Source organism: Marinobacter gelidimuriae, from assembly GCF_000372805.1.
Lineage (GTDB): Bacteria > Pseudomonadota > Gammaproteobacteria > Pseudomonadales > Oleiphilaceae > Marinobacter > Marinobacter gelidimuriae.
Genome location: NZ_KB889873.1, coordinates 15,064 through 28,767, shown reverse-complemented (window position 1 = coordinate 28,767; position 13,704 = coordinate 15,064). Strand labels below are relative to the sequence as shown.

Annotated in this window: 14 protein-coding genes; 12 read left to right on the top strand and 2 right to left on the bottom strand. The window is 56.6% G+C overall.

What is annotated here, in order from left to right; all coding sequences use genetic code 11:
- Nucleotides 1-2: 2 nt before the first annotated feature.
- On the bottom strand, nt 3-2,861 hold the full coding sequence (rne, locus tag A3OI_RS0105765; protein WP_018403361.1) for a ribonuclease E: 2,859 nt from the start codon (nt 2,859-2,861) through the stop codon (nt 3-5).
- Between the two features lie 617 nt (nt 2,862-3,478).
- Between rne and rluC the strand changes: the two genes are divergently transcribed.
- Genes rluC through A3OI_RS0105750 form a run of 3 tightly spaced genes read left to right on the top strand, consistent with a single transcriptional unit; the run spans nt 3,479 to nt 6,174 of the window.
- Nucleotides 3,479-4,474 (top strand): 23S rRNA pseudouridine(955/2504/2580) synthase RluC, encoded by a 996-nt coding sequence (gene rluC, locus A3OI_RS0105760; protein ID WP_018403360.1) that lies wholly within the window; start codon nt 3,479-3,481, stop codon nt 4,472-4,474.
- Nucleotides 4,471-5,118: an HAD family hydrolase gene (locus A3OI_RS0105755; protein ID WP_018403359.1), complete on the top strand. Its 648-nt coding sequence runs from the start codon at nt 4,471-4,473 to the stop codon at nt 5,116-5,118. Before rluC ends, A3OI_RS0105755 begins: the two co-directional genes overlap by 4 nt.
- A gap of 30 nt (nt 5,119-5,148) precedes the next feature.
- Nucleotides 5,149-6,174 carry a S49 family peptidase gene (locus A3OI_RS0105750; protein ID WP_018403358.1) on the top strand — a complete coding sequence of 342 codons (1,026 nt, stop codon included), beginning with the start codon at nt 5,149-5,151 and terminating at the stop codon, nt 6,172-6,174.
- Between the two features lie 33 nt (nt 6,175-6,207).
- On the opposite strand, the gene A3OI_RS0105745 is transcribed toward A3OI_RS0105750, so the two are convergent.
- Nucleotides 6,208-6,648, bottom strand: coding sequence for a Maf family protein (locus A3OI_RS0105745; protein ID WP_018403357.1), 441 nt, complete (start codon nt 6,646-6,648; stop codon nt 6,208-6,210).
- 91 nt (nt 6,649-6,739) lie between these two features.
- On the opposite strand from A3OI_RS0105745, the gene A3OI_RS0105740 reads away from it, so the two are divergent.
- The 9 genes from A3OI_RS0105740 (at nt 6,740) to tmk (ending at nt 13,609) form a co-directional block, all read left to right on the top strand.
- On the top strand, nt 6,740-7,294 hold the full coding sequence (locus A3OI_RS0105740; protein ID WP_018403356.1) for a YceD family protein: 555 nt from the start codon (nt 6,740-6,742) through the stop codon (nt 7,292-7,294).
- A gap of 135 nt (nt 7,295-7,429) precedes the next feature.
- Nucleotides 7,430-7,609 (top strand): 50S ribosomal protein L32, encoded by a 180-nt coding sequence (rpmF, locus tag A3OI_RS0105735; RefSeq protein WP_007351786.1) that lies wholly within the window; start codon nt 7,430-7,432, stop codon nt 7,607-7,609.
- 25 nt (nt 7,610-7,634) lie between these two features.
- On the top strand, nt 7,635-8,666 hold the full coding sequence (gene plsX / locus A3OI_RS0105730; RefSeq protein ID WP_018403355.1) for a phosphate acyltransferase PlsX: 1,032 nt from the start codon (nt 7,635-7,637) through the stop codon (nt 8,664-8,666).
- A gap of 78 nt (nt 8,667-8,744) precedes the next feature.
- The gene (fabD, locus tag A3OI_RS0105725; RefSeq protein ID WP_018403354.1) at nt 8,745-9,683 is read left to right on the top strand and encodes an ACP S-malonyltransferase; all 939 of its coding nucleotides are present in this window, start codon (nt 8,745-8,747) and stop codon (nt 9,681-9,683) included.
- A gap of 67 nt (nt 9,684-9,750) precedes the next feature.
- A complete protein-coding gene (gene fabG, locus A3OI_RS0105720; RefSeq protein ID WP_018403353.1) occupies nt 9,751-10,494 on the top strand; it encodes a 3-oxoacyl-ACP reductase FabG in 744 nt (247 codons plus the stop codon).
- A gap of 133 nt (nt 10,495-10,627) precedes the next feature.
- Nucleotides 10,628-10,861: an acyl carrier protein gene (gene acpP, locus A3OI_RS0105715; protein ID WP_014871749.1), complete on the top strand. Its 234-nt coding sequence runs from the start codon at nt 10,628-10,630 to the stop codon at nt 10,859-10,861.
- A 128-nt stretch (nt 10,862-10,989) separates the two neighbouring features.
- Nucleotides 10,990-11,850, top strand: coding sequence for an aminotransferase class IV (locus tag A3OI_RS0105710; protein ID WP_026224023.1), 861 nt, complete (start codon nt 10,990-10,992; stop codon nt 11,848-11,850).
- 5 nt (nt 11,851-11,855) lie between these two features.
- Nucleotides 11,856-12,983 carry an endolytic transglycosylase MltG gene (mltG, locus tag A3OI_RS0105705; RefSeq protein WP_018403351.1) on the top strand — a complete coding sequence of 376 codons (1,128 nt, stop codon included), beginning with the start codon at nt 11,856-11,858 and terminating at the stop codon, nt 12,981-12,983.
- Nucleotides 12,980-13,609: a dTMP kinase gene (tmk, locus tag A3OI_RS0105700; RefSeq protein WP_018403350.1), complete on the top strand. Its 630-nt coding sequence runs from the start codon at nt 12,980-12,982 to the stop codon at nt 13,607-13,609. Before mltG ends, tmk begins: the two co-directional genes overlap by 4 nt.
- Nucleotides 13,610-13,704 lie beyond the last annotated feature (95 nt).

Sequence of the window (13,704 nt, the reverse complement as noted above, 5' to 3'; positions counted from 1 at the left end):
AATTACTCGCTCCCGCCATTTTTGGCAGCGTCCGCTGCGCGCTGGCGTTTACGTACTTCACGTGGGTCGTTATAAGCGCGGCCTGGTGCTACTGGTGCTGCCGGGGTTTCGGATGCTACGTCGGCTACCTGTGCTGCTGCTGTTGGCTGCTCTGCAGCAGTGTCGGCTTTAGCTGCATTGTTGTCGCTGGCGTCAGTGTTTACGGGTTGCGGCTCTTGCTCATTAGCGGGTTCTGTTTTCGTCGCTTTGGCTTTGCGGGCAGGGGTGCGCTTGCGGGTTGGCTTGGTTGGCTTATCCGCGCTTTCGTCCTCTGCATCTGCGGGCTTCTCAGCGGCCTTGGCCTTCGCTTTGGCGCGGTCTTCTGCGTCACGGGTTTCCGGCTGCGTGTCTTGCTGATGAATTTCACTGCGAGCTGCCTTGCGCTCAGCCGGGTTTGATACCGGTTTCTCTGCCGGTGAACCATCACGGCCACGGCTGCGGCGAGGCTTGCTGCGGCGTTTTTCGTCACCACCGGCTTTGCCTGCGACTGCGGGGCTTTGCGCATCGTTCTGGTCGTTATAGCTTGGGCTTGAGCTGCGGAGTTCTGCAGATTTCTGCTCTATAGCCGGCTTCTGATCCGCCTGTTCAGCGTTTGGCTTATTGCCATCGCGGCTTGTGTCACGACTTGAATCGCGATTGGAGCGGCTACGATTCTGGTTGTCGCGGCGACCATCGCGGCGCGTGTCGTTGCCGCTGCTTTGAGCATTGCTGTTCTGGCTGCCCGCGTTGGTTTTGTCTTCGCTGCGACCTTCACTGCGAGCGCGTCCGCGGTTGTTGCGGCTGTCGTCGGTGCGATTGCTTCGGCTATCGTCGTTACGATTACTGGAGCTAGAGCTAGAGCTAGAGCTAGAGCTAGAGCTAGAGCTAGAGCTAGAGCCAGTGCCAGAGCCAGAGCCAGTGCCAGAGCTGCTACGTTCGCCACGGCCACGGCCGCGGCTGTCTTGCTGGTCGTCACGGGCGACGCGGGTTTTGCGACGGTCCTGGCGATCATTACGGCTTGACGCGGGGCGCTGCCTGGAGCTGTCGCTATTGCCTGCCGGTTTGGCATTGCGGCTACTGCTGCTATCAGCAGCGGGCTGGCTTTCTTCTTCACCGTTGAAGAAAAGCGCAATTTTACGGCCCAAACGGCTGAACATGCCTTCGTCGCGGGCTTGCACGGCTGCGGCTGCGGCTTTAGCGGGTGCTGCTGCCGGTGTTGCCGCAGGCACGGGCGCGGTGGGGCGCACGGATTTTACGGCGGCCTGTTCGCGCACGGGTTTTTCTTGCACGGTCACGTCAGCGACTTCCTCTTCGCGCTCACTGTATTCATGAGCCACCTGATGGCTGGATACGTGCTCGGAACCGGTTTCGTCGTCGCGCATGCGGATGATTTCAAAGTGCGGGGTTTCCATTTGCGGAACCGGCACGATAACAATTGACACTTCCTGATTGGCTTCAATCGTCGCCAGCTGCTTGCGCTTTTCGTTCAGCAGGAAGGTAGCCACGGATACCGGCACAACGGCACGTACTTCGCCGGTTTTGTCTTTGGAAGACTCTTCGTAAATCAGGCGCATGATGCTCAGCGCCAGGGATTCGATACCACGAATGGTGCCCTGGCCTTCACAGCGCGGGCAGACTTCGCTGCGGGTTTCACCCAGTGACGGACGCAGACGCTGACGCGACATTTCCAGCAAGCCAAAGCGGGAAATCTTGCCGACCTGAACACGGGCGCGGTCGATTTCCAGGGCTTCGCGCATTTTGTTTTCCACTTCGCGCTGGTTACGGGCCGGGGTCATATCGATGAAGTCGATAACAATCAAGCCGCCCATATCCCGCAGACGTAGCTGGCGGCCGATTTCTTCAGCGGCTTCCAGGTTGGTCTGCAGCGCAGTTTCTTCTATGTCGTGGCCTTTCGTGGCCCGCGAGGAGTTGATGTCGATAGACACCAGCGCTTCGGTCGGGTCAATCACGATAGAGCCGCCAGACGGCAGTTTTACTTCGCGCTGGAAGGCGGTTTCGATTTGGCCTTCGATCTGGTATCGGCTGAACAGCGGGATCTCGTCGCTGTACAGTTTGATTTTGTTTTCAAAGGTAGGCATAACGGCGCGCACAAAATTCAGCACGTCTTCGTGCACGGCGGCGGCGTCAATCAGCACTTCGCCGATGTCTTGGCGCAGGTAATCGCGCACGGCGCGGATAATCACGTTGCTTTCCTGATGAATCAGGAAGGGTGCTTTACGCTCGCCAGCGGCCTGGGTAATGGCTTCCCAGAACTGTACCAGGTAATCCAGGTCCCATTGCAGCTCTTCGCTGTTGCGACCAATGCCTGCGGTGCGAACAATGATACCCATAGACTTGGGTACCTGAACCTGGTTCATGGCTTCTTTAAGCTGGGCCCGTTCTTCGCCTTCAATGCGGCGGGAAATACCACCGGCACGGGCGTTGTTGGGCATCAGCACCAGGTAACGGCCAGCCAGCGAAATATAGGTGGTCAGCGCTGCGCCTTTGTTGCCGCGTTCTTCTTTGTCTACCTGGACAATCACTTCCTGGCCTTCGGCGATCACATCTTTGATGTTGACCTTGCCTTCGATCTGGCCGGGAGATTTTTTGAAGTATTCCTTGGAAATTTCTTTTAACGGCAGAAAACCGTGACGATCAGCACCAAAATCCACAAATGCGGCTTCCAGGCTGGGCTCTACGCGGGTAATTTTACCCTTGTAGATATTGGCCTTTTTTTGCTCGCGCGAGCTGGATTCGATATCGAGGTCAAACAGACGCTGGCCGTCAACCAGGGCGACGCGCAACTCTTCGGGATGAGTTGCATTTATAAGCATTCTTTTCATGGAAAGGATGAATTCCTGTCGTTTGATTTAAACAGAAAACCATCGAGAAAGGCATTAGCGAAGTGGAGGCTGCCAGACGAATCAAGCCCTTACGGGGCGAAACTCTGTTGGTTCAAGACCACCGCCGATGATTCCGGTGCCCGCGGGCAGGAAAGGATCGGTTCAGGTGATTGTCTGTAGGCGCATGTTATCCGTTTTCAGGTTCACACAAGTGCTTGGTCTTACGTCGTATTCGTAAACTGGACGGCCCGGCCTTGCGTGGCAATGAATCTTCGTTATGTCGTCCCCGGCGGTGTTCCGCAAGGTTTGTTTCGGCTCCCGTGCCGGTTGGCAGCCAATGTTGGTTCTGCGCCGGGGTGCGGGGAGTCTTTTGTTGCCAAGGCCGTAACAATTAAGAGCCCGGCATTGCTATTGCATTTCAAACTTAAGAGCTGCTTCTATTTCAAGCTTGCAAGCCACTGCAATTCAAACTCGCAAATAGTGTCGGTATACTGCAACCGCTCCGGCTTCTGACTGGAGTCTGTCAGGCCGTAAACAAACGGCGTAGCACATCGGAATATAGCAGTATTCCCCGGGCTAAGCAACGCTCGCTGCCCGCTTCATTTTAAAGGAATTTCATGTCGCAGAAAAATCCGTCTCCGGAGACTCCACGCCCGGCTGTGTTGTGGGTAACCGTAGATGAAGACAATGACGGCCAGCGTCTGGACAATTTCCTGATGGCGCAACTGCGGGGTGTTCCTAAAAGTATCATCTACCGCATTGTTCGCAAAGGCGAAGTTCGAATTAACAAAGGCCGCGTAAAGCCTGACACCCGGGTAAAAACCGGCGATCAAGTGCGCATCCCTCCGGTGGTGCGCAAAGAAAAGGTGCCCCAGGCCGCGCCCGGCGATAGGGTGAAGGCGGTGATAGAGGCGGCTGTCGTGTTTGAGAACGAACAGCTGCTGGTGGTAAATAAACCGTCCGGTATTGCGGTTCATGGCGGCAGCGGCTTGAGCTTCGGGCTGATTGAGGTGCTGCGGGCCGGGCGACCACAAGCGCGATTTCTGGAATTGGTGCACAGGCTTGACCGGGATACCTCGGGATTGGTGATGGTGGCGAAGAAACGCTCGGCGCTGCGTTACCTGCAAGATGAACTGCGGCACAGGCACATCCGTAAGCATTACCACGCCCTTGTATCTGGCGATTGGCCGGCCGGGATGGGCAAAGTGGCTCAGCCGTTGCTGCGTTATGAGATGGCTAACGGCGAACGCCGGGTAAAAGTGGACAGTTCCGGTAAAGAATCGCTGACGTTGTTTCGCTGCCTGGAGCGCTACGACGGTTACAGCCTGGTGGAGGCGTCACCGGTCACCGGCCGTACTCATCAGATTCGCGTGCACGCCGCCTTTGCCGGCCACCCTATTGCCGGTGACGACAAATATATGGACGATGCCAGTCTGAAGGCGTTTCGCGCATTGGGGGGCTCGCGCCTGATGCTGCACGCACGGGCGTTGGAGCTGAGTTTGCCGCCCGACAGCAACGGCCAAGGCCCTGCGCTGAAGTTGGAAGCACCTTATGACAACGCCTTCGCGGCGGCCTTACAGAAACTTGCAGCCCGCACAGGACGCAATTCATGAACGTAAAAGTGGTTATTTTCGATTGGGACGGGACCTTGGTGGACTCGATAGAGCACATTGCCGAGAGTCTGCACCTGGCCTCGACCGCCTTGGGTTTTCCGGCGCTTGCGCGCGAGGCTTACCGGGATATTATCGGGCTGGGCATTGAAGAGGCACTGCAGAAGTTATACCCCGGCATTAGCGCTGCAAGCATCGCTGGTATGCGTGAGGGCTATCGCGAGCACTTTTTCAAGAAAGCCACCACGCCACAAAATGTGTTTGCCGGTATTGCCGATACGCTGGTGGATTTGCGTGGCGCCGGGCGTCACTGTGCTGTAGCCACCGGTAAAAATCGGAACGGGCTGGATTTCGCCCTAAGCTCCAGCGGTCTGGGGCCGCATTTTGGGATCACTCAGTGCGCCGATGAAACCCGCTCAAAGCCAGACCCGGCGATGTTGGCGAGGATTCTGGAGTTTTATGGCATCAAGCCCCAACAGGCGGTGATGATTGGCGATACCCGCTACGATCTGGACATGGCGCAACGCATTGGCATGCCATCCATCGGCGTGGAGTGGGGGGTGCACAAGCGTGACGTACTGGGCCAGCATGCGCCCCACGCCATTGTTGAAACGGTCACAGATTTGCGTCAGGTTTTGGGTTTGTAAAAATAAGGCAGTAACCATAGAGGATATGTAATGAGCGAATGGGATTCAGGCAAAAGCGACGGCAAGCCAGGCTGGAATGATCAGCCAGCGGCAGTAGCCGACGCAAGCGAAGGAAAGCAGAGCCGTCAGGACCGCAAACTGATTGATAAACTGGTCATGTCGATGCAGGTGGAGCAGCGCCGAAGCCGGCGTTGGGGCATCTTTTTCAAGTTTCTGACGTTTGCGTATCTGTTCGGGATCGTGTTGCTGTTCAAGTTTCCGCTGGGGCAGGGGCTCGAAAGTGCGACCGGTGGCATGCACACCGCGGTGATAGGCGTAGATGGGCCCATTGCCGCCGATGAGTTGGCCAGCGCCGATAATATTGTCAGTTCGTTGCGCACGGCGTTTGAAGAGCCTGACGCCGCTGCGGTGATTTTGCGCATCAACAGCCCGGGTGGCAGCCCGGTGCAATCCGGCTACGTGTACGACGAAATCAAGCGCCTGCGGGCTGAATATCCCGACAAGAAAGTGTACGCGGTAATTTCCGACATCGGCGCCTCGGGTGCTTACTACATTGCGTCTGCGGCCGATGAAATATACGCCAATCGCGCCAGTCTGGTAGGTTCCATTGGTGTGGTTGCTGGCGGGTTTGGTTTTACCGAAGTGATGGGAAAACTGGGGGTAGAGCGCAGGCTGTACACCGCCGGCGAGAGTAAGGGTTTTCTAGACCCGTTCTCTGCCGAGAAGCCAGAAGAGGTGGCGTTCTGGCAAAGCGTTCTGGAAAACACGCACGGGCAGTTTATTGCGGCCGTTCAGCAAGGCCGGGGTGATCGCCTGGCAGACGACCCAAGAGTGTTCAGTGGCCTGATCTGGAGCGGCGAACAGGCGCTGGAGCTTGGGTTGATTGATGGCCTTGGCAGTGCCTCCTATGTGGCACGGCAGATTGTCGGCCATGAGAATCTGGTTGATTACAGTCGCGCGCGCTCGCCGCTTTGGAATCTGATGGATCAGCTTGGCGTTTCGGTGGGCCATGGTGTGGCGCAATACGTCAGCGAGCAGCGCCTGGAGTTGCGTTAGCTGGAGCTGCGTTAATACGTTGGCGCTCAAGCGCTAGCGGGCGTTTTGCAGCAGCGGGTTGCAGTGCCAGTTAATGAGCATTCGGTTGAGGGCAATCAGGGGCTGCTCGCGCCGCAAGTAGGCTTCTATTTCCGCCAAGGTCAGGGTACGGAATTGCACGTTGAAAGGTTCACAGTGCTGCTGGCTGGCACCCGTAGAGCTGTTTAATAAATAGAGGCTGGTATAGAAGTATACCTGTTGCCCACTGCTGCGGGTGAGCTGGCTCACGGCATTGCTGTGTGTTCCGGGTTTGTCGAGAAGTTCGCCATTGGCCGAGCTTTCATCAATATTCGGGCTGGCACAGTCGAAATTCAGGCCCAGGCGCTGAAGCAGCTCCCGCCGCCAAGGTGAAGACGACGCCAGCACCAGGGTGGGCGCAGCGTCATTATCGGTTTGCTTGGCGTGGCCGCTGCGGGGCAAAGATGCGTTTGCCATGGTGTATCCTTGTTGGGCTATCTGTAAAACCCGGCTAAAAGCCGATGAAGTCTTTGACACGGGGCCATGTCGCCCCTAGAATTGCGCGCCTATGTCAAATGCGATAAATCCCAAGCTACCCAAATCCGTCGATCCATACAAGTTGGCGGAACAGCATACGGTTCTGGAAGGCGAAGTGCCTACTGGAGCTTTATCCCGTTTCCGCGATGCCGTTATGGGCCTGGATGACAACGCCGTTTGTAGCGTTCGCCTGTCCTTTCGGATGGATCCTGAACGTCGCCGTGTTGTAAGTGGAGAGCTGGCGGCTCCGGTACAGCTGCAGTGTCAGCGTTGCATGGGGCCAATGCAGGTAACGTTGCGTTCACACTTTGAGTTGGGGCTAGTAACCAGTGACGAGCAGGCGCAACGGCTACCGCAGAGCCTTGAACCGTTTTTGACAAACGACTTCAACGCGAACCTCTGGTTTATGGTTGAAGACGAGCTGTTGTTGGTGCTACCGCCGTTCCCGCTCCATGAACGCGACGAGTGCCCGGCGCGGGAAGATCTTGAAGCCCTGGAGCCTGGCAGCAACACAGAAAAGCCGGCCGGGAAATCCGCCGAGAATCCGTTCAGTGTGCTGGCGGGTCTTAAGAACACGAAGCACTGAAAGCTTTTTTTGAACTGTGTTTTCGAACTATTGTTTCAAAATCGGTTTTCAGAGCATTTCATTTTCATCAATAACCATACGCATGACTTGCAGCGTTTTAGCTCAGGATTGCGTTTACAGGTCAGGAGTTGAATCATGGCTGTACAGAAGAGTCGTAAAACCCGTTCCAGGCGTGGCATGCGTCGTTCACACGACGCGCTGAGCGCCACTGCGCTGTCTACCGACGTCACTACTGGTGAAGTGCATCGCCGCCACCACGTGTCGCCTGACGGCTTCTATCGTGGTAAGCAGGTCATTGAAGCGCGCGACGAGTAATTCCGTTACGGAATGGCTTTGATCTATGTCTGAAACACACACGGTGAAGCCTGTCACAATTGCGATTGACGCCATGAGCGGTGATCGTGGGCCTGCGGTGACTGTTTCGGCGACGGTTCAGGCAGTGCACGAAAATAAAGCCTTGAGCATCATTCTGGTGGGAATCCGGAGCGAGCTCGAGGCTTTGTTGTTAAAGAGCGCGCCACAGGGTCACAGCCGCATCCGTATTGAGGAAGCGGCCGACGTGGTGGGAATGAATGATCGCCCGTCGTTCGCCCTGCGCCACAGGCGAAATTCGTCGATGGCGGTGGCTGTGCGCCTGGTTGCCGAGGGCAAAGCCGGCGGTTGCGTTAGTGCCGGCAACACCGGAGCTCTGATGGGTTTTGGGCGCAGTATCATTCGCATGTATCCGGGTATCGAGCGCCCCGCGATCGCTAAACTCATACCGTCGTTAAGGGGTCGCTGCCACGTGCTGGACCTGGGCGCCAACGTGGATGCCAGCGCTGAAAATCTTTACCAGTACGCGCTTATGGGGTCTTTGTTGGCCACCGCTGTAGCCGGTAAGTCTGAACCCCGTGTGGCACTTTTGAACGTGGGTGAAGAAGAGATCAAAGGCAATGAACAGGTGCGCCTTGCATCCCACTTACTGGCCCAGAGCGATACTATTAACTACATTGGCTACGTGGAGGGCAGCGATCTGTTCCGTGATGTTGCCGATGTAGTGGTGTGCGACGGTTTTGTGGGTAATATCGCTCTGAAAACCGGCGAAGGTGTGGCCGGGCTGTTAATTGAGCTGTTGGAGCAGGCGTTCACGCGCTCGCTGTATGGGCGTTTTGTGGGCTTGCTGGCCAAGCCGCTGCTGCGGAAACTGTTGCGGCTAATTGATCCGGCGCGTCATAACGGAGCGAGCTTGCTTGGTCTGCAGGGGGTGGTGGTTAAAAGCCACGGTAATGCGAATGAGCGTGCTGTGTTGGCAGCGGTCCGCCTGGCAGTGCGTGAGGTTGAGTGCGAGGTACCCCGGCGCATTAACGAACGACTTGATGAAATCCTGTTATGATCGGGGTGCGCAGTACCTGTGCTGGCATGTACTATTGGCTAACTCCCGCAAACCTTTAAAGACGATAAGATTCGCCCTATGAAATCAGCCTTTATTTCCCCCGGCCAGGGTTCTCAGTCTATCGGCATGTTGTCTGCAGCCGCTGAGACCTGGCCCATTATTAACAAGACCTTTGACGATGCGTCTAATGTGTTGGGTTATGACCTGTGGCAGTTGTGCCAGAAAGGCCCGGTTGAAGAGCTGAATCAGACCATGATTACCCAGCCTGCGTTACTAACAGCGAGCGTGGCTCTGTGGCGCCAGTGGTGTGTAGAAGGTGGTGTTCTGCCGGACTTTTTCGCCGGCCACAGCTTAGGTGAATACAGCGCACTGGTCGCCGCCGAGAGCCTGGATTTTGTGGAAGCCGTTAAGCTGGTGCGGCTGCGCGGTGAACTTATGCAAGAAGCGGTGCCCGCCGGTGAAGGTAAAATGGCTGCTATTCTTGGCCTGGAATCCGCCGACGTGATTGCGGCTTGTGCCAGTGCGGCTCAAGGGCATGTGGTATCGGCGGTGAATTTTAACGCTCCGGGCCAGGTGGTGATTGCCGGTAATACCGCCGCTGTCGATCGCGCGATTGAAGCCTGTAAAGAGAAAGGCGCGCGCAAAGCGATGGTGCTTCCGGTCAGTGTGCCATCACATTGCGCGCTGATGAAAGGCGCGGCTGAAGAGCTGGCAGACGCTTTAGACGCGGTAAGGTTCAGCGACGCCCGTGTACCTGTTATACAAAATGTTAACGCCGCGGCTGAGACAGATTCCGCCAAGCTTAAGTCAAACCTTTTGCAACAGCTGTATTCGCCAGTACTCTGGACCGATTCGGTGCGCACTCTGGTTGATAATGGTGTAGAAGTGGCCGTTGAATGCGGCAGCGGAAAAGTACTGGCAGGGCTGATCAAACGTATAGATCGCGATTTGGCGGTCTACCATATTGAAGACGAAGCCAACTTGAAAAAAGCACTGGCAGCGTTTCCTAAAGCCTGAAAACAGGCTGAATCTGTTGATTATTCAACTATAAATTCGCACTGAATACTGAATAAGGAAGCATTGCATGTCTCTGGAAGGCAAAGTTGCACTGGTTACCGGTGCTACCCGGGGAATTGGTAAAGCCGTAGCCCGGGCTTTGGCAGAGCAGGGTGCCGAAGTGATCGGTACCGCCACCACCACCGCAGGTGCTGAATCGATCAGCGCCGAATTGCAGGCCGGTGGCTTCAAAGGCTACGGTTTGGTGATGAACGTTGCCGACCCGAAGAGCATTGAAAACGGTCTGAAAACGATCGCTGAAAAATCTGGCGCTCCGCTGATTCTGGTCAATAACGCCGGCATTACCCGTGATAACCTTCTACTACGTTTAAAAGATGATGACTGGGCCGATGTGCTGGAAACCAACCTGACCAGCGTATACCGCACCAGTAAAGCGGTACTGCGCGGTATGGCAAAAGCGCGCTGGGGCCGGGTGATTAATATCAGCTCGGTGGTTGCCAGCATGGGTAACGCGGGCCAAGGTAACTACTGCGCGGCCAAGGCCGGTGTAGAAGGTTTTACCAGGAGCCTGGCAAAAGAAATGTCTGCCCGTGGAATTACCGCCAACTGTGTGGCTCCAGGGTTTATTGATACTGATATGACCCGTAAACTGGACGACGGTCAGCGTGACGCTATGCTGAACGTTATTCCCGCGGGTCGTTTGGGTGAGCCGGAAGAAGTCGCGGCAGTTGTCGCGTTTCTGGCATCGAATGCAGCTGCCTATGTGACGGGTGAAACCATTCACGTAAACGGCGGTATGTACATGGGTTAAGCCCGCAGGCGGGCATGTGCGGTAAACCCTTGGCGCACAATTGGTTACCAACAGCCGCTGCTTGTTTGCAGTTAGGCTATACACTAAACTAGCAGCAATTGGTTGCTTGGTTGACACACAAAGTGAGGACATTATGAGTACAGTTGAAGAGCGCGTTAAGAAGATTGTTTGTGAGCAGTTGGGCGTTAAAGAGTCCGAAGTTCAGAACTCATCTTCTTTTGTTGAAGATTTGGGCGCTGACTCACTGGACACCGTTGAGCTGGTTATGGCGTTGGAAGAGGAATTTGAAACTGAAATTCCTGACGAAGAAGCCGAAAAACTGGCCAGCGTTCAGAATGCCATCGACTACATCGTATCGCATACCTGATACGCTGACGTTCTGTAGGCAATAAAAAAGCCGCCCTTGGTAACTCAAGGCGCGGCTTTTTTATTGGCAAAAATCGGCTCGAAAGCGGAAGCGGGAAAAGAGAAGGAATCGAAAGTGGGAGCGGGAAGGTGGTGAATGTTGTGTGGGCGGAAGAGGGCGGGCTGGCAGCGAATGACCGCGGGCTGGCCTATGGTGACGGACTGTTTGAAACCATTCGCATGCAGGGTCGGCGTGGCGCACTGCTGGGCCGCCACCAGCGCCGACTGCTGGCCGATGCCGAACGCCTGGGTATCACGGTTGGCCACGATGCCCTGAGCCGCGCCTGCCAATTGGCGGCGGAACGCTATGCTCCGGGTTTTGGCGAAAAATCTGACGCCTATTCCGGGAAAGACGGCTGGCCCGGGAAAGGTGGCTGGGTGCTGAAGCTGATTCTTAGCCGTGGCCCGGGCGGGCGCGGCTATCGCCCAGACAGTAACAGTCGCCCGCAGTTGCTGATCAGTGCCGGGCCTTTGCCGCCACTGCCTCCGGCAACGGGGGTGGTCGCGGATATTGCACGGCAAAGGTTAACGGTTAACCCGCAGCTGGCCGGTATGAAAACCCTGAATCGCCTGGAGCAGGTGATGGCGGCTCGTGAACTGACCGATGGGGTTTTCGAGTTAATCATGTGTGACCACAATGATTGCCTGGTAGAGGGCACCAGAACCAATGTACTGGTAAAAACCACGGCCGGATGGATAACGCCGCCGGCAACGGCTCTGGCGGTAGACGGTGTGATGCGCCAGTGGGTGCTTGATTGCCTGCGCCGCCGCGGTGAACCGGTATTGGAGCGTTCGCTCAGGCTGGCTGACCTTAGGGTGCCGGCCTGCGAAGGTCTGTATTTGCTCAGTAGCGTGCTGGGTGTGGTGCCGGTTTATCAATTGGCTAATGCTCATTTGCCTGTCACCGGCGGACTTGCGACAATCTGTGACCTGCTGACCACTCTGGAATAGATTCCTTGTTTAAAAAACTGTCCTTGTTGAATAAATTAATTCTAATGATGCTGGGAGCGGCGCTGCTGATAGCGGCCGGGACGGCGCTGTGGGTGTCCCAAGGCCTGAAAACTCTGGATGTGCCAGGCCAGCTGGAACAGCCGCAATTGTTCGCCGTACCCCAGGGTACCGCTTTTAGCCAGGTTGCCCGGCAGTTGGAGCAACAGAACCTGGTGCCCGATAGCCTGTGGTTGCGGGTATACGGCAGGCTGCATCCGCAGCAAACCCTGGTTAAGGCCGGTGAGTATGAATTTATAGACGGCCAAAGCCCGGAAAACATGCTGCAAATGATGATTGACGGCGACACCAAGCACTGGGCGCTGCAATTCATCGAAGGCTGGACCTTTGCCGATGTGCGTAAGGCGCTGGCAGCGGCTCCGCGCCTGCAACAAAAAACAGCAGACTGGAGCAACGCTGAAATCATGACGGCGGTAGGTGCCGAAGACGAGCATCCCGAAGGTTGGTTTTTTCCCGATACCTATCTGTTTATCAGCAGCAACTCCGACCTTGATGTGCTGCAGCGCTCGTTCGACCGTATGCAGAGCGTGCTGGCGGAAGAGTGGGCTGCCCGGGCCGCGGATTTGCCCTACAACACGCCTTACGAAGCCCTGGTTATGGCGTCTATTGTCGAGCGTGAAACCGGCGCAGCGCACGAGCGTGAGCAGGTAGCCGGCGTGTTTGTGCGGCGCATGCACAAGGGCATGCGCCTGCAAACCGACCCAACGGTGATTTACGGCATGGGCGAGCAGTACAAAGGCCGTATTACCCGCAAAGATCTGCAGACGCACACGCCTTACAACACGTACCGAATTGACGGCCTGCCGCCCACGCCCATCGCCCTGGCCGGTCGCGAAGCCATTCACGCAGCCCTGCACCCCGCTGACGGTAAAACGCTGTTTTTCGTGGCTCGCGGTGATGGCACGCACACGTTTTCCAATACTCTGGCTCAACACCAGCGGGCGGTTCGGCAGTTCCAGCTGAACCGGCGTAGTGATTACCGGTCGTCGCCAGCGCCCGTTGTGCCCAAGGAGGACACCACCGAGAGCAGTTCCGCACAACCGGCGCCACAGGAAGGACAGGAAAAACAGCCATGAGTCAGCGGGGCCGTTTTATAACCTTTGAAGGCACCGAAGGGATGGGGAAGTCCACCCAGTTGGCCACTGCCGCGGCCAGCTTGCGCGCTGTGGGTATAAACGTTCTGGTCACCCGCGAGCCCGGCGGTACACCTATGGCCGAGGCGATTCGTGAGCTCCTTCTGGCGCCGCGGGATGAACCGGTGCATGAGCTGACCGAGCTGCTACTGATGTTCGCCGCCCGTGCCCAGCACCTGCATACGCGCATACTGCCGGCGCTAACCGCCGGGCAGTGGGTGCTGTGTGACCGTTTTACCGACGCAACCTTCGCCTACCAGGGCGGTGGCCGCGGCACGCCCGCCGCGCGTATAGAGTTGCTGGAAACGCTGGTGCAGGGCGAGCTTCGCCCTGACCATATTGTGCTGCTGGATGCGCCGGTGGAAACCGGCATGGCTCGCGCCCGCAAGCGTGGAGAGCTGGACCGCTTTGAACAGGAAACCGTTGAATTCTTCGCCCGTATTCGCGCGATCTATTTGCAGCGTGCCCGTCGCGACCCTCAGCGTTATCACATTGTTGACGCCGGCCAACCGCTGGTGAGGGTAAGTGCCGATGTGAAACGCTTGTTTCAAAATATAGTCAGTCTTTGAATCTTTGCGCGATGACTGCTTTACTTTGGTGGTACGCGGATTCTCCGTGCACACGAGTGAATCCCGAAAGGCGCTGATCAGAGACAAAATGTTGA